At 74.1% G+C, this 25,163-nt stretch carries 23 protein-coding genes; 8 read left to right on the top strand and 15 right to left on the bottom strand.

Features of this window, described 5'->3' with window-relative positions; all coding sequences use genetic code 11:
• Nucleotides 1–156 precede the first annotated feature (156 nt).
• Nucleotides 157–1,335, top strand: a complete 1,179-nt coding sequence (locus ACIBPC_RS11365) for a glycerophosphodiester phosphodiesterase (RefSeq protein WP_398843136.1) — start codon at nucleotides 157–159, stop codon at nucleotides 1,333–1,335.
• Between the two features lie 32 nt (nucleotides 1,336–1,367).
• Here ACIBPC_RS11365 and ACIBPC_RS11370 read toward each other — a convergent pair whose 3' ends face one another.
• Together ACIBPC_RS11370 and ACIBPC_RS11375 are read right to left on the bottom strand one after the other, a co-directional pair.
• Nucleotides 1,368–2,774, bottom strand: a complete 1,407-nt coding sequence (locus ACIBPC_RS11370) for an oxygenase MpaB family protein (protein WP_398843140.1) — start codon at nucleotides 2,772–2,774, stop codon at nucleotides 1,368–1,370.
• Nucleotides 2,775–2,924: 150 nt separating this feature from the next.
• A complete protein-coding gene (locus tag ACIBPC_RS11375) occupies nucleotides 2,925–3,527 on the bottom strand; it encodes a TetR family transcriptional regulator (protein ID WP_362959323.1) in 603 nt (200 codons plus the stop codon).
• A 154-nt stretch (nucleotides 3,528–3,681) separates the two neighbouring features.
• Between ACIBPC_RS11375 and ACIBPC_RS11380 the strand changes: the two genes are divergently transcribed.
• A complete protein-coding gene (locus tag ACIBPC_RS11380) occupies nucleotides 3,682–5,307 on the top strand; it encodes an MDR family MFS transporter (protein WP_398844338.1) in 1,626 nt (541 codons plus the stop codon).
• A 99-nt stretch (nucleotides 5,308–5,406) separates the two neighbouring features.
• On the opposite strand, the gene ACIBPC_RS11385 is transcribed toward ACIBPC_RS11380, so the two are convergent.
• Entirely contained in the window at nucleotides 5,407–5,637 is a 231-nt protein-coding gene (locus ACIBPC_RS11385) for a DUF5133 domain-containing protein (protein WP_362959320.1), read from the bottom strand.
• Nucleotides 5,638–5,887: 250 nt separating this feature from the next.
• Here ACIBPC_RS11385 and ACIBPC_RS11390 point away from each other — a divergent pair, with 250 nt between their 5' ends.
• On the top strand, nucleotides 5,888–6,442 hold the full coding sequence (locus ACIBPC_RS11390; RefSeq protein ID WP_398843143.1) for an AAA family ATPase: 555 nt from the start codon (nucleotides 5,888–5,890) through the stop codon (nucleotides 6,440–6,442).
• Between the two features lie 495 nt (nucleotides 6,443–6,937).
• Here the strand turns inward: ACIBPC_RS11390 and ACIBPC_RS11395 are convergent, their stop codons facing one another.
• Both ACIBPC_RS11395 and ACIBPC_RS11400 read right to left on the bottom strand, forming a co-directional pair.
• The gene (locus ACIBPC_RS11395; RefSeq protein WP_398843146.1) at nucleotides 6,938–7,888 is read right to left on the bottom strand and encodes a sugar kinase; all 951 of its coding nucleotides are present in this window, start codon (nucleotides 7,886–7,888) and stop codon (nucleotides 6,938–6,940) included.
• Nucleotides 7,888–8,481, bottom strand: a complete 594-nt coding sequence (locus ACIBPC_RS11400) for a bifunctional 4-hydroxy-2-oxoglutarate aldolase/2-dehydro-3-deoxy-phosphogluconate aldolase (RefSeq protein WP_398843149.1) — start codon at nucleotides 8,479–8,481, stop codon at nucleotides 7,888–7,890. Before ACIBPC_RS11400 ends, ACIBPC_RS11395 begins: the two co-directional genes overlap by 1 nt.
• Nucleotides 8,482–8,556: 75 nt before the next feature.
• Between ACIBPC_RS11400 and ACIBPC_RS11405 the strand changes: the two genes are divergently transcribed.
• Nucleotides 8,557–9,348, top strand: a complete 792-nt coding sequence (locus ACIBPC_RS11405) for an IclR family transcriptional regulator (RefSeq protein WP_362959309.1) — start codon at nucleotides 8,557–8,559, stop codon at nucleotides 9,346–9,348.
• 34 nt (nucleotides 9,349–9,382) lie between these two features.
• On the opposite strand, the gene manD is transcribed toward ACIBPC_RS11405, so the two are convergent.
• The 8 genes from manD to ACIBPC_RS11445 all read right to left on the bottom strand — a co-directional run bounded on the left by manD (nucleotide 9,383) and on the right by ACIBPC_RS11445 (nucleotide 17,908).
• Nucleotides 9,383–10,600 carry a D-mannonate dehydratase ManD gene (manD, locus tag ACIBPC_RS11410; RefSeq protein ID WP_362959306.1) on the bottom strand — a complete coding sequence of 406 codons (1,218 nt, stop codon included), beginning with the start codon at nucleotides 10,598–10,600 and terminating at the stop codon, nucleotides 9,383–9,385.
• A gap of 60 nt (nucleotides 10,601–10,660) precedes the next feature.
• Nucleotides 10,661–11,554 (bottom strand): carbohydrate ABC transporter permease, encoded by an 894-nt coding sequence (locus tag ACIBPC_RS11415; protein WP_398843153.1) that lies wholly within the window; start codon nucleotides 11,552–11,554, stop codon nucleotides 10,661–10,663.
• The gene (locus tag ACIBPC_RS11420; protein ID WP_362959300.1) at nucleotides 11,551–12,504 is read right to left on the bottom strand and encodes a sugar ABC transporter permease; all 954 of its coding nucleotides are present in this window, start codon (nucleotides 12,502–12,504) and stop codon (nucleotides 11,551–11,553) included. Before ACIBPC_RS11420 ends, ACIBPC_RS11415 begins: the two co-directional genes overlap by 4 nt.
• Complete coding sequence (locus ACIBPC_RS11425; protein WP_362959297.1) at nucleotides 12,504–13,826, bottom strand: extracellular solute-binding protein; 1,323 nt, start codon at nucleotides 13,824–13,826, stop codon at nucleotides 12,504–12,506. The genes ACIBPC_RS11420 and ACIBPC_RS11425 overlap by 1 nt, the downstream gene beginning before the upstream one ends.
• A gap of 186 nt (nucleotides 13,827–14,012) precedes the next feature.
• Entirely contained in the window at nucleotides 14,013–14,798 is a 786-nt protein-coding gene (locus tag ACIBPC_RS11430) for a FadR/GntR family transcriptional regulator (RefSeq protein ID WP_398843156.1), read from the bottom strand.
• Nucleotides 14,799–14,838: 40 nt separating this feature from the next.
• Nucleotides 14,839–15,765 carry a cytochrome c oxidase assembly protein gene (locus ACIBPC_RS11435; protein ID WP_398843158.1) on the bottom strand — a complete coding sequence of 309 codons (927 nt, stop codon included), beginning with the start codon at nucleotides 15,763–15,765 and terminating at the stop codon, nucleotides 14,839–14,841.
• Between the two features lie 123 nt (nucleotides 15,766–15,888).
• Nucleotides 15,889–16,620: a glutamine amidotransferase gene (locus ACIBPC_RS11440; RefSeq protein ID WP_362959288.1), complete on the bottom strand. Its 732-nt coding sequence runs from the start codon at nucleotides 16,618–16,620 to the stop codon at nucleotides 15,889–15,891.
• 49 nt (nucleotides 16,621–16,669) lie between these two features.
• Nucleotides 16,670–17,908 carry a MurT ligase domain-containing protein gene (locus tag ACIBPC_RS11445; protein ID WP_362959285.1) on the bottom strand — a complete coding sequence of 413 codons (1,239 nt, stop codon included), beginning with the start codon at nucleotides 17,906–17,908 and terminating at the stop codon, nucleotides 16,670–16,672.
• A gap of 262 nt (nucleotides 17,909–18,170) precedes the next feature.
• On the opposite strand from ACIBPC_RS11445, the gene ACIBPC_RS11450 reads away from it, so the two are divergent.
• The gene (locus ACIBPC_RS11450) at nucleotides 18,171–18,365 is read left to right on the top strand and encodes a hypothetical protein (protein ID WP_362959282.1); all 195 of its coding nucleotides are present in this window, start codon (nucleotides 18,171–18,173) and stop codon (nucleotides 18,363–18,365) included.
• 2 nt (nucleotides 18,366–18,367) lie between these two features.
• Nucleotides 18,368–19,813, top strand: coding sequence for a hypothetical protein (locus ACIBPC_RS11455; protein ID WP_398843162.1), 1,446 nt, complete (start codon nucleotides 18,368–18,370; stop codon nucleotides 19,811–19,813).
• Nucleotides 19,814–19,846: 33 nt separating this feature from the next.
• Here ACIBPC_RS11455 and ACIBPC_RS11460 read toward each other — a convergent pair whose 3' ends face one another.
• The gene (locus ACIBPC_RS11460) at nucleotides 19,847–21,061 is read right to left on the bottom strand and encodes an ROK family protein (RefSeq protein WP_398843165.1); all 1,215 of its coding nucleotides are present in this window, start codon (nucleotides 21,059–21,061) and stop codon (nucleotides 19,847–19,849) included.
• 17 nt (nucleotides 21,062–21,078) lie between these two features.
• Between ACIBPC_RS11460 and ACIBPC_RS11465 the strand changes: the two genes are divergently transcribed.
• Complete coding sequence (locus ACIBPC_RS11465; protein ID WP_398843167.1) at nucleotides 21,079–22,353, top strand: MFS transporter; 1,275 nt, start codon at nucleotides 21,079–21,081, stop codon at nucleotides 22,351–22,353.
• A gap of 58 nt (nucleotides 22,354–22,411) precedes the next feature.
• Nucleotides 22,412–22,915 (top strand): DUF4442 domain-containing protein, encoded by a 504-nt coding sequence (locus ACIBPC_RS11470; protein WP_398843168.1) that lies wholly within the window; start codon nucleotides 22,412–22,414, stop codon nucleotides 22,913–22,915.
• A gap of 909 nt (nucleotides 22,916–23,824) precedes the next feature.
• On the opposite strand, the gene ACIBPC_RS11475 is transcribed toward ACIBPC_RS11470, so the two are convergent.
• Complete coding sequence (locus tag ACIBPC_RS11475) at nucleotides 23,825–25,135, bottom strand: geranylgeranyl reductase family protein (RefSeq protein ID WP_398843171.1); 1,311 nt, start codon at nucleotides 25,133–25,135, stop codon at nucleotides 23,825–23,827.
• Nucleotides 25,136–25,163: the final 28 nt, after the last annotated feature.

Genomic DNA, 25,163 nt, shown 5'->3' on the forward strand with positions numbered 1-25,163 from the left:
GTTCACCAGGGAGCGCCGCTCCCCCACCGGGCCGCACGGCAGCGCCCGGGTACGCCGAAGCGTCACCCGCACGTCATCGCGGGCACGCGCGGGGAGCCGCCGCCGTCCACCCGCCGCCCGCATAGTCGTGCGCGTCCTTCCGCAGAAAGGCGTCACATGCCCAGCTCATCAGGGGTCCCCCGCCCCAGCCGGCTCCCGCTGACCGGACAGATCCGCAGACTCCGCCGGACGTGGCTGCGGGCGCTCGCGGCGGCGCTGCTCGCCGTCGTCCCGCTGGCCGCCTCGGCCGTCGCGGCCCCGGCGTCCGCCGCCGCCCACGGTCACGGCCACGGGCACGGCCGGGCCGGTTTCGACCTCCAGGCGCACCGCGGCGGCATCGGCCTCACGGTGGAGTCCACCCTCGCGTCGTTCTCCCGCGCGCTCGAACTGGGCGTCTCCACCCTCGAACTCGACGTGCAGATCACCCGCGACCGGCAGGCGGTCGTCACGCACGACCGGCGCGTCTCCGGGGCCAAGTGCCGTGACACGCGCCCGGCGTTCCGGGGCGACCCGCAGTACCCGTACGTGGGCAAGTACATCGTCGATCTCTCGCTCGCGCAGGTGCGGACGCTGGACTGCGGGTCGCAGATGCTGCCGCAGTTCCCCGGCCAGCAGGCCAGCCCCGGCGCCCGGATGCCGCTGCTCACCGAGGTGTTCGCCCTCGTCCACCGCTACCGCGCGCACGGCGTGCGGCTGAACATCGAGACCAAGGTGGAGGCCGCCGCCCCGCAGGAGACGGCGCCGCGCGAGCAGTTCGTGCAGATCGTGGCGCGCGAGGTGCGGCGGGCGGGGCTGCTCGACCAGGTGACCGTCCAGAGCTTCGACTGGGGCGCGCTGATGCGCATGCGCGAGGTGGAGCCGCGCCTGCCGGTCGTGGCGCTGACCAACGGGCAGCAGTTCCTCCAGGTGGGGCAGCCCGGGGCGTCGCCGTGGCTGGGCGGCATCGACATCGACGACTTCGGCGGCAGCCTGGTGGCGGCGGCCGACTCGTTCGGCGCGTACGCCATCTCGCCGGTGCACGGCGACCCGCAGGGCGGCGCGGTGGGCGATCCCGGGTACGTCCCGTACGTCACGGCGGAGCTGGTGGACGACGCGCACGCCGCGGGCATGCTGGTGATCCCGTGGACCGTCGACGACCCGGCGACGATGGAGAAGCTGATCGACGACGGCGTGGACGGCATCATCACCGACTACCCGGACCGGCTGCGCGAGGTGCTGGCGGACCGCGGCTTCCGGCTGCCCCGGGCGTACCGCGACCCGTGGGAGGGGTTCCCGCACGGGGGTGCGCGCTCCTGACGTGTCCTGGCCTGACCGCCCGCCGCGGGGGGTCAGGCCCGGCCGAGCATCCTGGCGCCCGCGACGGTGTCCGCGCGGGCCGAGAAGTAGTCGGTGAACGCGCGGACGAACTCCGCCTCGGTGATCCGGCCGTCGCCGTCGGCGTCCAACTGGCGGAAGCCGTCGTTGAGTTCCGCCGGGGGCACGCGGGTGCCGCCGAAGAGGGCGCGGTACTCGTCCGCGCACAGATGGCCGCCGCCGTCCGTGTCGGCGGCGTGGAACATCGCGCGCACGGCGACGTGCAGCCCCCGTTCCAGACAGGCGGGGTCCCGGTCGATCCCGCTGAGCGTGGCGCGGACGAACTCGGCGCGGGAGACCCGTCCGTCCCCGCCCGTGTCCATGGTCTCCGCCATCTGCCGCCACCACGTGTCGAAGGCCGCGCGGACCTCCGCCTCACGCTCGGCGGTCAGGTCGAGCGGCCAGCACACGTTGTGCGCCATGGCGCGCAGGTCGGCGAGCCCGATGTACCCGTCGCCGGTCTGGTCGAGCACCTGCCGGAAGAACGTGTCGAGCCGCGCCGGACGGGTGTCGCGCCCGCGTGCGGGGCGGGCGCGGTGCCGGTGCCGGGGGGCGCGCGGGGCGGGGAACGCGCTCCCGGTGGGCGGCACGCGGTAGCGCCAGCGGTCCGGCAGCCGGGTCATGACGGTCCTGGCGCCGCGGTGCAGGGTCCAGGACAGGGCGGCGGCCCGTCGGCCGCGCCGCAGGCCGAGCCGCTCGCGTAAGGCGGGCGGCAGGTCGGCGGTGGTGAGCGTGGCCAGGGTGGCGGCGATGGCGACGCGCAGCGCGGGCCAGGCGGGCCGCAGCAGCCGCAGCCGGCTGGGCGGCGGTGCCTGGCGGAGGATGCCGGAGAGGAGGTGGCGTACCTCGGGGCCGTCCTCCAGGCGCTCGCGGATGGTGCGGTCGATGTAGCCGGGTACGTCGGCGGCGGTGGGCGGCCACAGCTCGTCGGGCAGCCCGAAAGCGGCGCACGCGGCACGGAACTCGCCGTAGAGCGCGTCGAGTTCGGCGGGGGCGAAGGGGCGCCCCGACAGCGCGCGCATGGCGGTCAGCGCCTCGTACAGGGTCATCAGGACCCATACGCGCACCTCGGGGTCCTCCGCCGTGTAGGAGCGCCCCGTGGTGTCGGTGCCGTGGACGCGCCGGTGGGCGCGGTCGAGGCGGGCCACCTCGCGGAGCAGCGCTTCGCGGTCGCCGAAGAAGAGCCTGCGGCCGCTGTCCATGGTGTGCTGCACGCGGCGCCAGGGGTGGGCGCGGTACGTGGACCAGTCCGCCATCCCGGCGGCGACCGCCGGGTGCGCGACCTGGAGGACGAGCAGCCGCCACGCCACCAGGGCGATGCGGCGTTCGCCCAGACTGCTGCGGAACGAGGACCGGTCACCCGCCGGGGCACTGGTCGCCATGGGCACCTCCACGAGACGGACGCGGCGCCCCCGCGGGGCGCGCGCCCCTCACCCAAGCGCGCGGGGGCGCGGCCCGGTCGCGGCATCGCGCGCAAACCACCCGTTCGAGGGACCCGCGACGCGGCTCCCGCACATCCGTGCGCCCGGGGGTCAGCGCATGGGGCGGGCGGCCTCGTCGAGCAGCTCGGTGAAGATCTCCATGACCGGCCGGCTGCCCTCGTCCTGGATCCATTCGGCGGTGGCCAGCCTGAGCATCGAGAGGAAGACGGCGGCGATCACCCGGGGCCGCACCTCCTCCGTGCCCGGCCGCCCGGCGACGGCGTCGGCCAGGTCGTTCTCCAGGGCGACCCGCCCGGCGAGCTGCCGGGCCAGCAGGGACGGGTGGCGCATGGCGAGCCGCGTCCTGACGGCCCACTGCCGTTCGAGCGGGAGGTGCTCCTGCCGGAGGAACGTGGCGACGGCCCCGGCGCGCAGCGCCGTCCAGGCCGACTCCTCCCGCGGGCGCGCCCTGACGGCGGCGAGCAGCAGGCCGGTGAGGTACTCGTCGCCGAAGAGGAGGGCGTCCTCCTTGTTGGCGAAGTAGTTCGAGAAGGTGCGGCGCGAGATGCCGGCGGCGTCGGCGATGGCCTCGACCGTCACGTTCTCGATCCCGTGCTCCACGGTCAGACGCAGCGCGGCCTCGTGGACGGCCTGCCGGGTGGCGGCCTTCTTGCGTTCACGCAGGCCCGTGGGGCCGTCTGGTCGGTGCTGCATGGCTCCATGATGCTACAGATCACAAATTTTTGCCCTGTGCGCAAAGATGCCCAGTGTGCAGTTATGCTGGACCGAGTCCCCCTTTCTCCGTCTTCGTACGTCACAGGAGGTGCGCGTGAGCGCACACACGGCCGTACCGCCAGCGGCCGGGCCCATGGACCACCGCCACGTCCTGCGCGCGATGAGCGGCCTGCTCATCGTGCTGTTCATGGCGATGATCAGCTCCACGATCGTCTCGGTGGCCCTGCCCCAGATCATCGGCTCGCTCAACGGCACGCAGTCCCAGTACACGTGGGTGGTCACCGCCACCCTGCTGGCCTCGACGGCCTCCACCCCGATCTGGGGGAAGCTCGCCGACCTCTTCAGCAAGAAGCTGCTGCTGCAGATCGCCATCGTGATCTTCACGGTGTCGGCGCTGGCCTGCGGCTTCGCGCAGAACACCGCCCAGCTCATCGCCTTCCGCGCCGTCCAGGGCCTGGGCCTCGGCGCCCTCCAGGTGCTGGTCCAGGTGATCATCGCGGCGATGATCAGCCCCAAGGAGCGCGGCCGGTACAACGGCTACCTCGGCGGCGTCATGGCCGTGGCCACCGTCGGCGGCCCGCTGCTCGGCGGCGCCATCACGGACATCTCCTGGCTCGGCTGGCGCTGGTGCTTCTTCATCGCGGTCCCGTTCACCGCGATCGCGCTGGTGATGCTGTCGCGCACCCTGCACCTCGTCGAGACGCGCCGCCCGGAGACGCGCGTGGACTACGTGGGCGCCGTCCTCATCGCCGCCGGTGTGAGCCTGCTGCTGCTGTGGGTGACCTTCGTCGACAACAACTTCGGCTGGCTCTCGTGGCAGACCGCGGTCATGGTCGGCGGCAGCGTCGTCCTGCTGGGCGCGGCAGTGCTGGTCGAGTCCCGGGTCCGCGAGCCGGTCGTGCCGATGCACGTGGTGAAGCGCCGCGACCCGGCGCTGGCGATCGTCGGGAGCCTGGCCGTGGGCATGGCCATGTTCGGCGGCGCGGTGTTCCTCGGGCAGTACTTCCAAATCGGGCGCGGCTACTCGCCGACCGAGGCGGGCCTGCTGACCATCCCGCTGATGGCCGGTGTCATGCTCTCCTCCGCCGTCGCGGGCCGCATGGTCTCCCGCACGGGCAAGGTCAAGCCGTACATCCTGGCCGGGGTGATCGTCCTGACGCTGGGCTTCCTCGGCCTGTCCACCATCGACCACGAGACGTCCCTGGTCCTGGTCGGGACCGGCATGTTCGCGGTCGGCGTCGGTGTCGGCATGTCGATGCAGAACCTCGTGCTCGTGGTGCAGAACACGGTGCCGCTGAACGAGATCGGCGCGGCCAGCGGCGCGATCACGTTCTTCCGTTCGCTGGGCGGCACCATGGGCGTCTCGATCCTCGGCGCGGTGCTGGCCAACCAGGTCGCGACGAAGATCGCGAACGGGCTGCGCGAGCTGGGCATCGACCCGGCGGCGGGCGGCTCGGACGCGGGGTCCACGCTGAACGTCGCGGCGATGCCCCCGGCCGTCCAGGGCGTGATCCGCGCGGCCTACGGCGACGCGACCGGCCACATCTTCCTGATCTCGGCGGGCATCGCGCTGATCGGTGTGGTCGCCGTGCTGTTCCTCACCCCGGCGACGCTCCGCGACAGCCTGGACATGCCGGCCGCCGCACCCGCGGTGCCGGGCGCGGACGGCGCGGCCCGGGAGAACGCGGCGGACACGGCGGTCCCCGCGGCCGTCACCTCCGCCGGACACGGGTCCGACGGCCGGGCGCCGGGCGCCTGACCGGGGCCGGGTCCCGGCAGGGAGAAGGCCGGCCCGCCGTGGGGGAGGCGGGCCGGCCCTGTGGGGGGACGCACGCGGGTGCGTGCGGGGACGGCGCGGTCAGGCGCCGCTGAGCACCGGGGAGCCGGAGGGCTCGGTGCCCGCGAGCTGGCGGTGGGCCACGGCGAGGGCGTCCTCGGCGGTACGGGTCCCGGTGGACACGCACAGTGTGTACGTGACGTCTTCCAGGCGCCTGGTCACGTCCGGGCTGGACGCGTCGTCCCGCAGTATGACGAGCGCTTCGTACTCTTCCACGAGGTTCCGCAGGACCGCGGGGTGGGCCATCATCACGGGGGGTCTCTCCTTCCGCACCACCAGTTCTTGGGGCAGCGATCCTTCGGATACCCCCGCTTTTCTTGAGCACTCCTGGTGTTTTCCCGCCATTTCCGCGGCGGGAGCCGCGATGGGCGCGTGAGGGGGAAACCGCAGGTCGGCGGGGGCGGGCCGTGGCCCGGGAGCCGGGCGGGGCGCTTCCGCCGCCGTCCGGATCCTTCCGCCCGGGGGCGCCCTGACCCCGTACGGGCGCGTCTATCGTCGCTCCATGACGCATCGGATGGTCTGGGTGAACGGCGCCTTCGGCAGCGGGAAGACCACGCTCGTCGGCGAGTTGAGCCGGAGGTGGCCCGAGGCGCTGGTCTACGACCCGGAGTCGACCGGTTACCTCCTGCGGGAGATCGTCCCTGTCACCGGTGGCAACTTCCAGCACCTGCCGCTGTGGCGCAGGCAGGTCGTCTCGCTCACCCTCGGGCTCTTCGAGGAGTACGGGCGGCCGGTGCTGTCGGCGCAGACGCTGGTGGACGCCGCGTACGCCCGGGAGATCTTCGGCGCGCTGCGGACGGCGGGCGTGGACGTCCTGCACGTCTGCCTGCGGGTGCCGCCCGCCGAGCTCGGCAGGCGCATCGACGGCCGGAGCGTCGCCCCGGGCGACCCGGCGCGGGACGCGGAGATCCGCCGCTGGTGCCGCGAGCAGAACGTGGCGTGGACCGCCGCCGCGGACGAGCTGCGCGCGGAGGGCGTCCATCTCGACGCCGGGCGCCCGGTAGCCGAGCTGGCGGACGAGGTGCTGGCCCTGGCGACGGGTGTCGCGACGTCGTGACACCGGCGTGGACGCCGCCACCGGCCGGAGGGTGACGTCCGTCCGCCTCGCACCGGCGGCGAGCCCGCGGGCACCCGCACGCACAGCGGTCCCCGGACCCAGCCGCTGTCCGCCTGTGTCTGCCGGACCGCCCGGGGCTCCCCCGGCCTGACGGGCTGGGGGCACACCGGACCGTCCTCGTACCGGGCGTACCCGACGATGCGGCAACGCGGACAGCGCCGTCTCCGGGACCCCTCCCAGCCGCCAGGCCCGGAGCGCGGGGCGCGCTGGACGGTCCCCGGGCCCGGGAGGTCTCCGTCCCCCGGCGTCCACACACGTCGGCCGTGCACCCGCGACGCCGCCCCGGGTGCTGCTCACGCAGGTGGCGGCGGGAAACGGCTTCGGCGGGGCCGGCACGCCTGGCGGGTCATCCGGACACCGCCGTACGCGCCGCACCCGGCACGGCTGTCTCAGCGATCAGCGCGGGACCGGGCGAACGGCGGGCCCCGCCCGGGGTCAGGTGGCGGGCGGTGTGGGGGCGGCGGCCCGGGTGTCGGCCAGGGTGGGGATGAGGCCGGTGCCGCCCTGCCCCGCCACCGACAGGGAGGCGGCCCCGATGCCCAGGCTCACGGCCGTGCGCAGCGGGTCGCCGAGCGCCAGGCGCGCGGCGGTGGTGCCCGCCAGGACGTCCCCCGCGCCGGTGGCGTCCACGGCTTCCGCGACGCGCGGCACGGGGAAGGCGACCAGGCCGTCGGCGTCGGCGACGACCACGCGGTCCGCGCCCATGGTGACGGCCGCCGCCGCCGCGCCGAGCGCCCGTGCCTCGCGGGCCGCCGTCTCCGGGTCGCCGGTGCCGAGCAGCGCGCGGGCGTCGGACGGGCAGGAGGGGGTGACGAGGGCGCAGTGCGGGGCGATCTCGGCGAGGGCGGCGCGTGCCCGTTCCGCGGTGGTGAGGCGGGCGCGGAAGTTGGGGTCGTAGACGACGGCGGCGCCGCCCGCCGACGCGATCCGCGCGGCGGTGAGGACGGCCTGGCGGCTGGTGTCGGACAGCGCGCTGCCGATGCCGGTGACGACGAGGGCGCCCGCCTCCGCGAGGACGGCCGCGTGCCGCTCGATGTCGGTGGCGTCCAGGCGGGAGGCGACGCTGCCGGTGCGCCAGTAGGTGAACTCGCGCTCGCCGGTGAGGTCGCCGTGCAGCATGTAGGCGCCGTTGCTGCCGGGCACGCGCTGGATGAGCGAGGTGTCCACGCCGAGGCCGGCGACGCGGCGGACCAGGGCGTCGCCGAGCTGGTCGTCGGCGACGGCGGTCAGCACGGCCGTGCGGGCCCCCGCGGCGGCCGAGGCGGCGGCCGCGTTCAGGGTGTCCCCGGAGAAGCCCAGCCGGACGGGTGTGCCGTCGCCGAGGGGGCCCTCGCAGTACAGCTCGACGAGGATCTCGCCGATGAGGACGACGTCGAAGCGTGCCATCACGCGCCCCCGAAGACGCGGGCGAGCGCGGCGTGGTCGTCGGGCAGTCCGGAGCCGATGCCGACGGCGAGCGCCCCGGCGGCGAGGTAGGCGGGCGCCTCGTCCACGGCGATGCCGCCGGTCGGGATGAGGACGGCGTGCGGCAGGACGGCGCGCAGGGAGGAGAGGAAGCGGGGGCCGCCGACGTGGGCGGGGAACACCTTCGCGGGGCCGCGGCTCGCGGCGTCGGCGACCTCGGCGGGGGTGAAGCCGCCCTCGATGAAGACGGTCCCGCGCTCGGCGGCGACCGCGCGGACGGCGGGGGCCGGGTAGGGCGAGACGAGGAACGCGGCCCCGGCGTCGATCGCGGCGACGGCCTGGTCGGCGGTGGTGACGGTGCCGACACCGAGCAGCGGGCCGTCGCCGAGCGCGTCGCGGCAGGCGGCGAGGGCGAGGTGCCAGTCGGGGGTCGAGGTGGTCAGCTCGACCGCCCGGCAGCCCGCCTCGACCAGGCCCGTGACGCGGGCGACGGCGGCCGGGACGTCCGGTGAGCGCAGCACCGGGAGGAGGCGTTGGGCGCCGAGGGCGGCGAGGAGGGGGCTCGTTGCTGACATGCCGTTCCGTTACGTAGAATGCTGTTCTGTTGAATGAAACGCCACTGACGCTAACGAGCCCACGGGGAGCTGTCAATGCCGGACACGAGCACGGCCACGGGCGCGCGGGCGGGCCGTTCGTCGGACGCGGGCAACGCCACCGCCAAGGCGCTGCGCCTGCTGGAGGCCGCCGCCGCGCCGGGCGGCCCCCACCGCCTCGGCGCCATCGCCGCGGCAGCCGGGGTGCCCAAGGCCAGCGCGCACCGCATCCTGCGCAGCCTGGTGGACGACGCGTTCCTCGTCCCCGACGGCGAGGGCGGCTACGCGACCGGTCCCCGCCTGCGGGCACTGGCGGCGCAGGTGCACGCGGACGGCGCGGGCGACGAGCTGGTCCAGTCCGAGCTGACGGCGCTGCGCGACCGTACGGGCCACACGGTGCACGCGGCGCTGCGCAGCGGCGACGGGGCGGCGTACACCCACAAGGTCTCGGGCCCGCACGCCGTGCAGATGGCTTCGCATGTAGGCATGCGCATGCCGCTGCACTCGACGGCGATCGGCAAGTGCGTCCTCGCGGCGCTCCCCGGGGACGAGCTGGCCGCGCTGATCGGCCGCGCCGGGCTGCCCGCCAGGACGCCGCGCACGCTGACGGACGGCGACGCGCTGCGCCGGGAGCTGGCGCGGGTGCGGGCGGACGGTTTCGCGCTGGACGACGAGGAGAACGAGACGACGATCCGCTGCCTCGGGGCGCCGCTGCGCGACGCGGCCGGGGCGGTCATCGGCGGCGTGAGCGTCTCGACGGTGACCTTCCTCGTGCCGCGCGACGAGCTGCTGGCGCTGGCGGACACCGTACGCGCGACCGCCGCGGCCATCTCGGCGCGCCTGCGCTGAGACGGCCGCGGCGGAACCGCGGCGAGGGGACGCGTCACCAGTCGTGGACGGTGCCGTCCTGGAGGCGGTTCACGGGCAGGTAGCCCTGCGCGTACGGGTGGGCGGCGGCGAGTTCCTCGTCCAGCTCGACGCCGATGCCCGGGGCCTCGCCGGGGTGGAGGTGTCCGTCGCTGAACGTGTACGCGTGCCGGAAGACCTCGTTCGTCAGGTCGGTGTGGCCCGAGTACTCCTGGATGCCGAAGTTGTGGATCGCCAGGTCCAGGTGGACGGCGGCGGCCATGCCGACCGGCGAGATGTCCTCGGGGCCGTGGATCGCGCTCTTGATCTGGTACTGCGCCGCGTAGTCGAACAGCTTGCGCAGCGGCGTGACGCCGCCGAAGTGGGTGACGGCGGAGCGCACGTAGTCGATCAGCTGCTCCTGCACGAGCGTCTGGTAGTCGAAGACGGTGTTGAACACCTCGCCGATCGCCAGGGGCGTGGTGGTGTGGCGGCGCACGACGCGCAGCCCCTCCTGGTTCTCGGCGGGGGTGCAGTCCTCCAGCCAGAAGAGCTTGTACGGTTCGAGTTCCTTGCCGAGCCTGGCCGCCTGGAGGGGGGTGAGGCGGTGGTGGGCGTCGTGCAGCAGGGGCAGTTCGGGGCCGAACTCGTTGCGCACCGCCTCGAAGACGCCCGGGATGTGGCGCAGGTACGCGTCGGTGTCCCAGTCCTCGACGTGCGGGCGGACGCGCTGGTCGAGCCGCGTGGGGTTGGCGGCGTCCGGCGCGCTGTGGACCCCGTAGACGGCCTTCAGGCCCGGGATGCCGGTCTGGACGCGTATCGACTTGTAGCCTTCGGCGAGCCGGGCGCGTATGGAGTCGAACAGCTCGGGGAGGTCGCGGCCGTTGGCGTGCCCGTAGGTGCGCACCCGCTCGCGGCTCGCGCCGCCGAGCAGCTGGTAGAGGGGCAGCCCGGCGACCTTCGCCTTGATGTCCCACAGCGCGACGTCCACGGCGGCGATGGCGGCCATCGTCACGGGGCCGCGCCGCCAGTACGCGCCCCGGTAGAGGAACTGCCAGGTGTCCTCGATGCGGTGCGGGTCGCTGCCGATCAGCAGGGGCGCGACGTGGTCGGTGAGGTAGCTGACGACGGCGAGTTCGCGGCCGTTGAGCGTCGCGTCGCCGAGGCCCGTGACGCCCTCGTCGGTCGTGATCTTGAGGGTCACGAAGTTGCGCCCCGGGCTGGTGACGACGACCTTCGCGTCGGTGATCTTCATGGTGGAAAGGATCTTCCCTTGGGTGGGGATGGGGGTGAGGCGGGGTGCGGGAGCGGGCGGTCAGCCCTTGGTCGCACCCGCGGTGAGACCGGCGACGAGGTATTTCTGCCCGAGGACGGCGACGATCACGACCGGCACGGTGATCAGGGTGGCCGCCGCCATGAGGCCGCCCCAGTCGGTGCTGGCGTAGGAGATGAAGTTGAACAGCGTCACCGGCACGGTCTGCGTGTCCTCGTCGGCGAAGATCAGCGCGAACATGAAGTTGTTCCAGCTGAAGACGAACGCGAGCAGCGCGGCCGTCGCGGTGCCGGGCGCGGCCAGCGGCAGGGATATGCGCCAGAACGCGCCGAACGCCGACAGCCCGTCGGTGCGCGCGGCCTCCTCCAGCTCGACCGGCAGGCGCTCGAAGAAGCCGATCATGATCCACAGGATCAGCGGCACCGAGACGAACATGTGGCTGAGCACCAGGACGGTGTAGCTGCCGACCAGCCCCGCCTGCGCGAACAGGTAGTACCAGGGCACGAGCAGCGAGATCGCCGGGATGATGCGCGCGACGAGGATCAGCGAGCCCGTGCGGTGCATCCGGAAGCGGCCCACCGCCCAGGCGGCCGGGACGGCGATGACCGCCGACAGGACCGTGGAGATCACGCCGACGATCAGGGAGTTCTTCATCGAGCTGAAGACGGCGCCGTCGTCGATGATGCCGCGGAAGTTGTCCAGCGTCGGCTTGAAGATCAGGCCGACGTCCGGGTTCGTCACCTGCACGTTGGTCTTGAACGCGGCGGCGAACATCCAGATCAGCGGCAGCGCGAAGACCAGCGACACGACGATCACGGCGGCCACGCGGACCCCGCCCAGGATCCGGCGGCGGCGTTCGCGCGGCGACGGGACGCGGCGCACGGGTGCCGCCGGCGCGGTGGAGGGCGCGGGGGTGGAGGGGGCTGCGGCACTCATGCGGACTTCCTTCCGCGGCGCCGGAGGAGGATCACGACACCGATGATGAAGAGCGTGAACAGGACGAGGACGGCGGAGGCCAGCCCGTACTCCTGGTAGTCGAAGGTGAGTCCGTACGAGTAGACGTTGAGCGTCTCGACCTCGAAGTTCGAGCCGCCGCCTGGACCCTTGGTGGCGTAGAGGATGTCGAACGTCTTGAGCGCGTCGACGGACCGCAGGACCAGCGCGGTGACGAGCGTCGTGCTCAGCATCGGCAGGATCACGTAGCGGAACCGCTGCCAGCCGTTGGCGCCGTCGACGAGCGCCGCCTCCTCCGGCTCGTCCGGCAGGGTGGACAGGCCGGCGAGCAGCAGCAGCGTCATCATCGGGGTCCACTGCCAGATGTCGATGAACATCAGCGTCGGCAGGGACTGGCCGACCGAGCCGAGGAACTCCTGGCGGGGCAGGCCGACCGACTCCAGCAGGTGGTTGGCGATGCCGTTGGTCGGGTCGAGGATCAGCAGCCACAGGATGCCGATGGCGACCGGGGTGGTGAGCAGCGGGATGATCAGGATCGTGCGGACCCAGCGCATGCCGCGGAACGCCTTGCGCATCAGCATGGCCAGGCCGAGGCCGAGGACGGTCTCGACGAGCACGGCGCCGATGGTGAACACGACGGTGCGGCGGACCGCGGGCCAGAAGCGGCGCGAGTCCTCCAGGGCGTCGACGAAGTTCTGGAGGCCGACGTAGCCCTTCTTCGCGTTCACGGCGCCGAAGGCGTCGGTGAGGCTGAGGTTCAGCGTGAAGAGCAGCGGAAAGACGATCATGGCGCCGACGAAGATCAGCGCGGGGGCCAGCATGGCCCACTTGAGGCGGCGGTTGGCCTGCTCGAACGTGCGCTGCCGCCGTCCGGCGCGGCGGGGGCCGGCCGTGCCGGTCCGCTCGGCCGGGGGGACCTGGGTGGTGGACATCAGCTCTCCCGGTGGCGGTTGTCACGGACGAGGAAGTCGGCGAACTCGGCGTCGGCGTCGCGCGCCACACCGGGCACGGACTGGCCGAGGATGCCCGCGACCAGGGGGCGGCCCACGATGTCGCGGGCGCGGCCGACCTGGAGGACGTCGGGCCGGTCGGCGCCGATCCCGTTCTGCGTGCCCTGCCGCATGGCGTCGGCGAGGTCGGAGGGGAAGGTGGCCAGGGTCTCGCGGTCGGACCAGGCGGACTCGCGGGCGCCGGGGATGCCGAGGGCCTGGATCTCGGCGGACATCTCGGGACCCGCGGCCCAGCGGATGAACTCCCACGCGTCGTCGCGCAGCCGGGAGAACTCGTTGATGCCGAGGCTCCAGGAGGGGACGTTGCTCGGCTTGGACCCGGCGGGCCCGGCGGGGAAGGGCGCGAAGCCGACGGTCTCCTGGACGGTGGAGACGGCCGGGTCGAGGAAGCTCGTGTAGATGGCGTCCGCGTCGATGTAGAACGCGGCCTTGCCCTGGGCGAAGATCGGCATGGCCTGTTCGAGGCTCATGTTGGTGGCGCCGGGCGGGCCCGCCTCGTGAAGGAGCCTGCCGTAGTACTCGTACGCGGTGACGGCCTCGCGCTCGGCGATCGCGGACCGGCCGTCGCGGGTGAAGGCGCCGCCGAAGGAGAACAGGAAGCTGGACCAGGTGCTGACCGCGCCGTTGCGCTGGCCGCGGCCGACGTAGCCGAAGAAGCCGTTGCCCCGGTCGGACAGGTCGAGCGCCATGTCCATCATCGCGTCGAGCGTGGCGGGCGGGCCGCCGAGCGGCTCGACGATGTCGCGCCGGTAGTACAGCGCGGGGCGCTCGGTGACCACCGGGACGCTGAGGACCTTGCCCGCCGTGACGGACCGGCCGCGCGGGGCCTCCTGGAAGTCGTCCCACCGGAAGCCGGTGTCGCCCTCGACGTAGCCCGTCAGGTCGGCGAGCCAGCCGTTGTGGGCGAAGAGCAGCTGCTCCTGGAGGGCGCGGACCATCATGACGTCCACGTCGGTCCCGGACGCGTTGAGCTTGACGTTGTAGCTGTTGGAGAGCTGGTCGGCGGTGAGCATCGTGATGCTGACCCGGCGCTTGATGCGGTCCTCGAACTCCTCGATCCGGTCCGCGATCGCCTGTGACCAGACGTGGTTGATCGCCATGACGCGCAGCGGGGTGTCCGCGGACGGCTTGCCGCCTCCGGGCCCGCACGCGCTGAGCAGGCTCGCTCCCCCGGCGGCTATCGCCGTGGCGGCGGCCAGCCGGCCGAACGAGCGGCGGCTGACGGACTGGCTGCTCGTGGACATCCGCGTCCTCGACTTTCTTGGTGCATACGCCCGTTTTGTTCTGTTTCGGCTCTACGGGTCACCCGGCGTGACGGGCCGGGCCGATCCGCTGGTCCAACTGGTAGGACCAGTCGGACCATAACAGGGGGAAGCGTGACATGACCACCCCCGGATCCTGACGCCCTGTCGGGCCGGGGAGGCGCCCGGTCAGCCGTGGGGGTGCGACTGGCGCAGCAGCGCGTCGATGTGCTGCCTGGCCATGAGGTCCACGCTGAGGTCGAGATCGGCGCCGTACGTCCGCAGGCCGAGCATCAGGTGCTCGCGCATCCGCCGCCTGGCCTCGGGGACGTCACGGGCGAGGACGGCTTCCAGGATCTCGGGGTGGTGCGGGACGCCGGGCTCGCCGATGGACGGGTCCGAGTTGGAGCGCAGCATCATCTCGAACATCATGCCGCTGATCGACGAGAGCATGATGCGCAGCACCGGGTTGCCGCTCGCCTCGGCGATGGCGTCGTGGAAGGCCAGGTCGGCGTTGGCCTTGGAGACGACGTCGGTGGCGTGCAGGAGCCCGTCGTTGGCCCGGCGCATCGCGGCGAGGTGCGCGTCGGTGGCGCGCTCGGTGGCGAGGCCGACGATCTCGACCTCCAGCGGGATGCGCGCCTCGATGAGCTGGCGCACGGTGGGCCGCCCGGCGCGGTAGAGGGCGTCGTAGCTGCGGGCCTGGCCGGACGACTGCTCGGCGACGAACGAGCCGCGGCCGGGCGCGACCTCGATCAGGTGCTGTGCCTCCAGCCGCCGCAGGACCTCGCGGACGACGTTGCGGCTCGCGCCGAACTGGCCGGCCAGCTCGCGTTCGGACGGCAGCTTGGTGCCGACGGCGATCTGCCCGGACCTGATGTCGTGCTCCAGCTGGCGCGCGATGCGCTCGGTGAGGAGCCCTCTCTGCTGGGGTGCGGCGCGGCCCGGTGACGAGGACGGGGCGACGGCGGGCATGCTCTGGAGAATACAGGAGGGGCCGTGCGGCGGGCGCCGGTCAGCGGGTGCGCAGCGACGCGAGGTAGGCGTTGTACGCCTCCAGGTCGCGGTCGCCGTCGCGGTCCGCCGTGCGGTCGAGGCGCTTGGCGGTGCGCTGCTCGGACACGTACCACTGGATGACGAGCGCGATCAGCACGATCACGGTGGGGATCTCGCTGAACGCCCAGGCCATCCCGCCGGCGGCGGACTGGTCGGAGACCGCGTCGGTGCCCAGCGAGGCGGGCGGGTCGGCGAAGGTGTCGACCATCGGGCCGCTCGCCATCATGAGGGCGATGCCGAAGAAGGCATGGAACGGCATGGTGGCGAAGAGTTCCAGCATCCGCATGAGGTGTCCCGGGCGGTGCGGTCCCGGGTCGACGCCCATGATGGGCCAGAAGAAGACGAGGCCCACCGCGACGAAATGCAGCATCATGCCGAGGTGGCCGATGCGCGATTCCATCAGGAAATCGAAAAGCGGTGTGAAATACAGCGCATAGAGGCTGGCGATGAAAAGCGTGATGGTGAACAGCGGGCTGGTGACCACGCGCGTCCAGCGGCTGTGCAGCAGCCGGACGACGGCCCGGCGGCTGGTGCCGCCCGCCGGGAGGGCGCGCAGCAGGAGGGTGACCGGGGCGCCGAGGAGCAGCAGGATCGGCGACACCATGCTGATCACCATGTGCTGCAGCATGTGGGCGCTGAACAGCGCCATCCCGTAGTCGTTCAGCGCGGTGCAGGTGACGGCGGCGATGCTCAGGACGCCGAGGACGAACGAGATCGTGCGCCCGGCGGCCCACCGGTCGCCCCTGCGGTGGAGGCGGACGGCGCCCCACAGGTAGAGGGCGAGGACGACGGCGCAGCCGACCAGGAAGACGGTGTCGCCGCCGGGGGCGAGGGCCCGCGCCACCGTGAGCGGCGGCAGGTCCGTGCCGTGGCCGTCGTGTTCCATCGCGTCCTCGCTGTCCTGGCGGCCCGGACGCCGGTTTTCCGGCGCGCCGGGAAAGGCATTCCGTGACCACGATAGGGAGGGCCCCTGACAGCGGTGCGGTCAGGGGCCCTTTCCCGTGTGTCCTCAGGCCGCGGAGTTGAGTGCGGCGGAAATGCGCTCGTTCCGCAGCGCCTCGAACCAGCGCTCGTCCACCGGCGGGAGCGCGCCGACGTCCAGGGTCAGCTTGATCATGTGGTCGGCGATGCGCGGGTTGCGGGCGAGGACCGGCCCGTGCATGTACGTGCCGAAGACGGTGTCGCGCCAGGCGCCCTCCGTGCCGTCCCCGGTGCCGTTGCCCCGGCCGACGCTGACCCGGGCGAACGGCCGCACGCCGGGGCCGAGGTGGGTGACGCCCTGGTGGTTCTCGAAGCCGGTGAGCTGGGGCAGGCCGAGTCCGGGGTCCACGTCGGCGAGGACGTCGCCGACGCAGCGCGCGCCCTCGCCGCGCGTGCTGACGACGTCGAGCAGGCCGAGGCCCGGCTCGCGCTGGCCGAGGTCGTTGATGAACTCGTGGCCGAGGATCTGGTAGCCGGCGCACACGGAGAAGATGATGGCGCCGTTGTCGGCGGCGCGCTGGAGGCCGCCGTCGCGCCGCAGCCGCTCCGCCGCGAGGCGCTGGGGGCGGTCCTCGCCGCCGCCGATCAGGTAGATGTCGGCCGAGGTGGGGATGGGCTGGTCCGACCGGATGTCCGTCCGCTCGACGTGCAGGCCGCGCTGGCGCGCGCGCCGCTCCATCACCAGGACGTTCCCCTGGTCGCCGTAGGTGCTGAGCAGGTCGGGGTAGACCCACACCAGCCGGAGGGCAGAGGCAGTCATGTGGCGGTCGCTTTCCTCTCGGGGCGGTTCAAGTGGCGGGCGGGCCGGGTCAGTTGCCGACGACGCGGCGCAGGTCCTGGAACGCGGTGTAGTTCGCGATGGCCTCGATGCGCCCCGGCGGGAGGGTGGCGACGGCCTCGGCCGCGTCCGCGCAGACCCGGAAGTCGACCCCGGCCACGTCGAGGCGGACGGCGAGGTCGAGCTTGCGGTCGCCGATGACGGCGACGGGGTGGCCGAGGAGGCGGGTGTAGTCCACGTCCCACAGCCAGGAGGTGTCCGTGCCGTCGGCGCCCCGCGCGTTGACGGACAGGATGACGGGGGCGGGCGGCGGGTCGATCAGGGAGAACGTCTCCAGCCAGCCCGCCGGGTTCTTCGCCAGCAGGAGCCGCACGTCCCGTCCCTGGTAGGACACGATGTCGTAGCGCCCGGCGACGGCCGTGACGGCCTGCATCCGCTCCAGCGAGACGTGCGGCGGGATGCCGAAGACGGCGGCGACGGCGGCGGACGAGGCGGCGTTGGCCTTGTTGGCGCGGCCGGGCAGCTGGAGCCTGATGGGCCAGGCGGAGCCGTGCGGGTCGAGGACGTGGTCGCCCGACAGGACCCAGGTGGGCGTGGGGCGGCCGAAGCCGCAGCCGGCGCAGCGCCAGTCGTCGCCGTTGCGGTGGAGCACGCCGCCGCAGGACGGGCAGGACCAGGCGTCGTCCTTCCACTCCTGTCCCGCCGCGACCCAGACGACGTCGCCGGACGAGGAGGCCGCCCAGACGACGAGGGGGTCGTCGGCGTTGGCGACGACGGTGGCCTTCACGCCCTGGAGGCCCTCGCGCCAGTGCTCGGCGAGCATGCGGGTCTCGGCCGCGCGGTCGAGCTGGTCGCGGGAGAGGTTGAGCAGCGCGATGACCTTGGGGGACACGTCGCGCGCGACCCCGGCGAGGTACTTCTCGTCCACCTCGATGACCCCGTAGCGGGCGGTGGCGCCGCCGGAGAGCGCGGAGGTGATGCCCGCGGGCATGTTGGCGCCGAGCGCGTTCGAGACGACCTCGCCGCCCGCGCGCAGGGCCTCGGCGATCAGGCGCGTCGTGGTGGTCTTGCCGTTCGTCGCCGAGACGAGGACCACGTCGAGGTGCCCGGCGAGCCGGGACAGCAACTCGGGGTCGAGCCGCAGCGCGACCTTGCCGCCGATCACCGATCCGCTGCCGCGGCCCGCGGCCCGGGACACGGCCGCCGCCGCCCGTCCCGCCGTCACCGCCAGCTTGGCCCGCGCCGACAACGGCTGGGTGCTTTCTGCCATCGTCCTCGCTCCTCCTCGCGCTTGCGCGTCGTCGCCCGTTGTCGCCCAGGGCGTGTCCTGCACCTGTCCCTCGACCGTGGCCACCCTATCCAGATCCACGGCGGACACCGCACCGCATCGCCCCTCGTACGGCGCCCGTTGGCCGCGGCGGGCGCCGTGCCGACACTTTCACCCTTATGCACCGGCGGGCAGCCTGTCACCGATTGTGAGCTTTACAGTGCTCACAGTGAAGGCCGTCGCCGCCGGTACATCGGGAGTGCACATGATTCTGTCCGTCTCGGGGGTCGTCCTGCTGGGCGTCATCGTGGTCCTCTTCTTCCGCAAGGACGGGCTGAAGGTCTCGCACGCGGTGGTGTGCGGACTGTTCGGCTTCTACCTGTCGAGCACGGCGGTCGCGCCGAGCATCGCGGCGGGCGGACAGAGCCTGGCCGAGCTGCTGGGCGGGATCTCGTTCTAATCGTGTACGGATGGGAAGTCGTGGGGCGCGGCCTCATGCGTCTCGTGCTGGTGGCCCGCGCGCGGTGGGCCCGTACGCCCAGGGAGCGGCGCGTGCCGCTGGCGCTGGGCGCGTTCGCGCTGGTGACGGCCGTGGCGCTCGTACCGTACGGCGGGTGGCTGGCGGCCGGGCTGCTGCTGGCGGCGGCGCTGGTCGCCGGGCGGCGGGCCGACTCGGCTGCGCGGGCGTCCGCAGCGGCGGCCGACGCGCGGCTGACGCTGCTGTACGAGGCGCTGGTTCCGTACTTCTCGGTGCCCGCCGACCCCTCCCCCGAGCCGCTGTACACGCCGGGCGGCGGCTGGGAGCGGTGCTTCCCCGCCTACGAGTTCGGCGGCGACGGGCGGCTGGCCAGGCTGCGGCTCGTCTACCCGGCGTTCTTCCCCGACGGGGACCCGGAGGCCCGCGCGCGGGTGGAGCGCGTGCTGGCGGGCAAGGCGGGGCGGGACCGGGAGGTCCGCTTCCGGTGGGCGGAGGAGCGCAACGAGCTGGAGACCGTCGTGCTCCAGCCGCTGCCGTCGGGGATCGGGGCGCAGCGGTTCGTGACGGGGCCGGGCGAGATCGTGCTCGGCTTCACGGACGAGTGGGCCGTGGACCGGACGGTGCCGGTGCACGGCGGGGTGGACTACGGCGAGCGGCTGGACGCGGCGCCGGTGGTGTGGCGTACGGGCCCGCGCGCGGCGGAACCGCACCTGCTGGTGGTGTCGGCGCCGGGGGCGGGGGCGTCGTCGCTGCTGCGGTCGGTGGCGCTCCAGGCGCTCGAACAGGGCGACGAGGTCCTGCTCGTGGACGGCGCGGGCGGCGGGGAGTTCGCGTGCTTCGCGGGCCGGTCGGGAGTCGTGGCCGTCGAGTCGACGGCGAACGGCGCGGTGACGGCGCTGGAGTGGGCCATGCGGGAGACGGAGCGGCGGCTGCTGGCGGCGGGGCGGACGGAGCGTACGCTCTGGCTCGTCGTCGACCGGCCCGCGCTCATCGGGCACCTGGCGCGGGTGCGCGGGGCCGGGGATCCGCTGGCGCTGCTCGAAGTGCCGCTGCGCTACGGGCGGGCGGGGCGGGTGACCGTCGTGGTGGGCGAGCAGGCGGAGTCGGTGGAGCGGCTGGGGCCGCTGGTGCCCGGCTGCGCGCGGGCAAGGGTGGTCCTGGGCACCGTGAACGGGGCGCAGGCGGGGGCCGTGCTGGGTGTGGCGGCGCCGGGGCGGGCCGCGCCGCCGATGGCGCCGGGGCGGGGGCTGGCACGGCTGGGCGCCGGGCCGGTGTACCGCCTGCAGGTCCCGGCGACGCCCGACCCGTACGACGAGGCGGCGGACGAGTCGGCGCGCCGGGCCGTGCTGGCGCTGCTGCCGGAGCGGCGGGGGGCGGTGTACGGCCCGTCCCCGGCGGTGGAGGGCCCGCCCGCGGTCGGAGGGGTGTGACGGCGCCGGGGGACGCCCGTACGGCGGCGGGGGTCAGGCGGTGGCGGTGAGGGCCGTGAGGGGGTCGTCGAGGACGTGCTGCCAGGCGAGTTCGCCCGCGCCGACGAGGCCGCCGTGGTGCAGGCTGGTCGGCAGGACGGGGACGCTGCCGCTGCGGCCCCACAGGCTGCGTTCCTCGACGACGGCGCGCAGCCGTTCCGCGTCGGCCTCCAGCAGGACGCGGTGCAGGCCGCCGAGGAGGATGCGGTCGGGGTTCAGGATGTTGACTAGACCGGCCAGGCCGAGTCCGAGGCGGTCGATGACGGTCCTGGTCGCGTCGCGGACGGTGGGGTCGGCCGGGTAGCCGGAGCGTACGAGGTCCCCCGCCTGGTCGAGGAGGATGCCTTCGGGGCCGGGCTCGCGGCCCGCGGCGGCGAGGAGCGCGCGGGGGTCGGTCTCGATGTCGAGGCAGCCGCGGCTGCCGCAGTGGCAGGGCCTGCCGTCCGGATCGACCGTCAGGTGGCCGACCTCCAGGGCGAGTCCGGCGCTGCCGCTGTGCAGCCTGCCGTCCACGACGAGCGCGCCGCCGACGCCGTGGTGGCCGGTGGCGACGCACAGCAGGTGGCGGGCGCCCTGCCCGGCGCCGTGGCGGTGTTCGGCGAGGGCGGTGAGGTTCATGTCGTTGCCGCAGTAGCCGGGCGCGGTGATGCCCGCCTCGGCGAGGCACTCGGTGAAGATCCGGCGGACGGGGGCGCCGACGGGCCAGGCGAGGTGCAGCGGGTTGAGGGCGGTGCCGTCCGGCTCGGCGACGGCGGAGGGCACGGCGAGGGCGGCGCCGATGCACGTCCTGCCGCTGTCCCGCAGCAGCGCGGCGCCCGTCGCGACGACCGCGCGCAGCACCTCGGCGGGGTCGGCGTCCACGGTCGGGGACGGCGGGGCGGTCGCGACGAGGCGGCCGCCGAGGCCGACGAGGGCGGCGCGGTACCCGTCGGCGTGCACCTGGGCGGCGAGGGCCACGGGCCCGTCGTCCGCGATGGACAGGCGGTGGGAGGGGCGTCCCTGGCCGCCGGTGGCGGCGCCGGGGCCGGCGTCCACGGTGATGAGGCCGAGCGTCTGCAGTTCGGCGGCGACGGCACCGGCCGTGGCGCGGGTGACGCCCAGCTCGGTGGTGAGGACCGAGCGGGTGGGCGCCCGGCCGGTGTGGACGAGTTCGAGTGCCGGACCAAGGGCGTTCCGGCCTCTGTCGAGCCTGGTGCGAGGGGAGGTCACGTGCCTATTGTGGCTTTGTGCCTCCGATAAACAAACGCCGGTCGGCGCTGACCGGACCGGCCCCGCGCGCCGTCGCGCCGTCCGGCTCGGCGGAGGCCGCGCTGCGCCGCCTGCGGATCGCCCTCACCGTCTTCTTCGCGCTCGACGGCTTCCTCTTCGCCGGGTGGGTCGTCCGCATCCCCGATGTGAAGGAGCAGACGGGGGCGTCGGCCAGCGCGCTCGGCCTGGCGCTGCTCGGCACGTCCGCCGGGGCGGTGGTGACGATGACGCTCACCGGGCGGCTGTGCCAGCGGTTCGGCAGCCGGGTGGTCACGGTGGCGGGTCTCGTCCTGCTCGCCCTGACGGTCGCGCTGCCGCCGCACACGCATTCGGCGCTGCTGCTGGGCGGCGTGCTGCTGCTCTTCGGGGCGGCGTTCGGGGCGGTCAACGTCGCGGCCAACAGCGTGGCGGTCGATCTGGTGACGGCGACGCGGCAGCCGATCATGCCGGGCTTCCACGCGGCGTACTCGCTGGGGGGCATGGTGGGCGCCGGTCTTGGCGGACTGGTGGCGGGGAGCCTCACGGCGTCCGTGCACCTGGGGTCGCTGGCCGCGATCGGGGTGGTCGTCGCCCTCGCGACCGGACGCGTCCTGGTCGGCGGGACGCTGCCCGTCGTGGGCGGGGACACCGGGGACGCCGGGGACGGACCGGCGGCGGACGGGCCCGCGGTGCGGCGGAACGAACCGGGTTCCGCCGGGAGTCACGCGCGGCGCCTCGTCGTGGTGCTCGGCTTCATCGCGCTGTGCTCGGCGTACGGGGAGGGCGCGCTCGCCGACTGGAGCGCGCTGCACCTGAAGGAGTCGCTGGACGCGAGCGCGGGCGTCGCGGCCGTCGCGTACTCGGTGTTCGCCGGGGCGATGACCGTGGGCCGGCTGACGGGATCGGCGATGCTGCGGCGCCTCGGGCAGAGCACCAGCCTGGTCCTCGGCGGGGCGACGGCGGCGGTGGGGATGCTCGTCGGGGCGCTGGCGCCGACGGTGTGGCTCGCGCTGGCGGGCTTCGTGCTCACCGGTCTCGGGCTGGCCAACATCTTCCCGATAGCGCTCGGCCAGGCCGGGGCGGTGGCGGGGCCGCGGGGGGTCGCGGCCGCCTCGACGCTGGGGTACGGCGGGATGCTGCTGGGGCCGGTCGCGATCGGCTTCCTGGCCGACTGGTTCTCGATGCCGGTGGCGCTGACGACGGTCGCGGCGCTGGCCGGGGCGTCGGCCGTCATCGCCTGGGCGACGCGGGACGCGGTGCGGCCGGTCGGCTGACGGGGAGGCGCCGCGGGCGGGTTACCGGCCGGTAATGCCGCGTGGTAGCTTCGCCGGTATGGCACGTTCCGTCAGTCCGAGGACGCTGCGCCGTCTCATGCGCTGGTGGCCGCCGTACCGGTCGGCGGGCATCCGGGTCCTGCACATCGCGGACGACTGGAGCAGCGCGCGCGTGACGCTGCGCTTCGGGCGGCTCAACCGCAACTGGTTCGGCACCGCTTTCGGCGGCTCGCTGTACTCGATGTGCGATCCCTTCTGGGCGCTGCTGGTCCTGCACCGGCTCGGCGGCGGCTACGTCGTGTGGGACAAGGCCGCCGAGATCGAGTACGTCTCTCCCGGGCGGGCGGCGGTGTTCGCCGAGTTCCGGCTGACGGAGGACCGGGTCGCGCGGATACGGGAGGAGACGGCGGACGGCGGCAAGGCGCTGCCGTGGTTCGACTGCGTGGTGACGGCGGCGGACGGGACGGTCGTGGCGCGCGTGCGGAAGCAGTTGTACGTACGGCGGGCGGTGGAGCCCGCCGCACGGCCGGAGCGGTCGGAGCGGACGAGCCCCACCGCGTAGACCGGCGCGACCGGCGGACCGCCAGGGCACGCGGCGGCGGCGATCGCCCGCACGCGGGATGGATGCCGCGACCGGGCCGGGGCCGGGGACTCGTACGACGGCCGCCCGCGCGCGGGACGCACGGCCATGACCGGATCCGTCCCCCGGACCGGCACGACGGGCCCGATCGCCGATCAGCTCGGCGGCCTCGCGCGGACCGGCCCGCGACGGCCGTCGACCGGCAAACCCCGGCGGATATCCGGAACCCGGAACGGACGCGCTCCGGCTCGCGGACCGGCACGACCGCCTCGGCGGGGCCTGGCTTCTTCGGGCGGCAGCACGAGCCGCGCGCGGGGACCACGGCACCCTCTTCCGCGAAGCGGCCCGGCGTGCCCCGCCTACCGGCCTGCGACAGCCATCGGTGCTGATGAACTCCGCTGAGGACGGTGGTAGTTCACCAGCACCGGACCGCACGGCCGAGCCGGGCGGAGCGGACGCGTTCCGGCTCGCGGACCGGTACGGCCGCCATGGCGGGGAGCGGCTGTCGGCGACGTGCGCCCGTATCCCTCGAAGCAGACGACCCGCGTTGTGGACCGTGGCATCCGCGTCCGCCCGGCCGGCTCCGCTCACCGACCCGCAACGGCCATCGGCCTGCGAATCCCGGCACGCGCCCGGGAGTTGTGCCGGCCGCTCGGCGCAAGGCGGTGGGAACCGCCCGGCGAGACGCGCAGCGGGGAGCACCCGACGGCGACGAGATGACGGGCTCCGGACCCGCCTGCGGCGGCCATCGTCCGGTCCCCCATCAGCGCCCCCGGCCGCCCGGAGCCGGGCGGTCCGAACAGGCGGCCCGGCCGGACCGGTAGGGCTGCGGCGGCGCACGACCGGCCGCAGGCGGGCCGTGGGCGCCGACCGCCGGGCGGACAGCGGGCGTCAGGCGCGGCCCGGTTCCGTCGCCGGTGCGTCGTCGCCCGGCGCCGCCGTCTCCTCCGGTGCCCGGTCCAGCGTCGAGAGCGCCCGCCGCGCCACCGGGTGCGTCCGCACGATGCCCGCCAGCGTCGTCGACCCCCGCGTGATCTGGGCGAACGCCGTCCACGCCGGGCGGAAGCCGACGAGCGCCGTGTGCAGCAGCCTCGGCCGCCGCGAGAAGACGTCGAGCAGCCGCCGCCCCACGCCCATCTCGACGCCGAGGCCGCTCTTGATGGCGAACGTGTAGTTGAGCGCCTGGCGCCGCGCGTCCACGGCGTCTCCCGCCTCGGCGATCCTGACCGCCCACTGGCCGGCCAGCCTGCCCGACCGCAGCGCGAACGAGATGCCCTCCCGCGTCCACGGCTCCAGCAGCCCGGCGGCGTCCCCGCAGACGAGGACCCGCCCGCGCGACAGCGGCGAGTCGTCCGTACGGCAGCGGGTGAGGTGTCCCGACGAGATCGACGGCTCGAAGCCGGACAGCCCGCACCGCGCCGTCAGGTCCTCCAGATAGCGCTTGGTCGCCGCGCCCTCGCCGCGCGCGGAGATGACGCCGACGGTCAGCGTGTCCCCTTTCGGGAAGACCCAGCCGTACGAGCCGGGCAGCGGTCCCCAGTCGATGAGGACCCGACCGCTCCAGTCCCTGGCCACCTCGGGCGGCACCGGGATCTCGGACTCGAGACCCAGGTCCACCTGCCCGAGGCGCACCCCGACATGGGCTCCTATGCGGCTGGCGCTGCCGTCCGCGCCGACCACCGCGCGGGCCAGGAGGATCTCGCCGCCGGACAGGACGACCGCGACCGTGCGCCGGTCGGGCACGGCGGGCCCGTGCTGTTCGACCCGGGACACGGCGGCGCCGGTGCGCAGTTCGGCGCCCGCCTTGACGGCGGCCTCGACGAGGCGCTGGTCGAACTCGGGCCGGTTCACCAGCCCGAAGAGCATCCGCTTGGAGCGGCGGGTGCGCGACAGCTTGCCGTTCAGCGAGAACGTGACCGCGTGCACCCGGTCGCGCAGCGGCAGTTCGAAGCCGGGCGGCAGCGCGTCCCGCGACGGGCCGATGATGCCGCCGCCGCACGTCTTGTAGCGCGGCAGTTCCGCCTTCTCCAGCAGCAGGACCCGCCGTCCCGCCTCGGCGGCGGCCCGTGCGGCGGACGCTCCGGCGGGTCCGGCGCCCACGACGACGACGTCCCACACCTCGCCGGTCCCGGCTCCCTCTTCACTGCTCACGATGCGCTGTAGCTCCCCGCTGCGTTCCGTCCGTCGGTCACCGCTGGGCATCCTACGCAGCCTCGGGCACGGAACACGG

Source organism: Streptomyces sp. NPDC049879, from assembly GCF_044461265.1.
Lineage (GTDB): Bacteria > Actinomycetota > Actinomycetes > Streptomycetales > Streptomycetaceae > Streptomyces.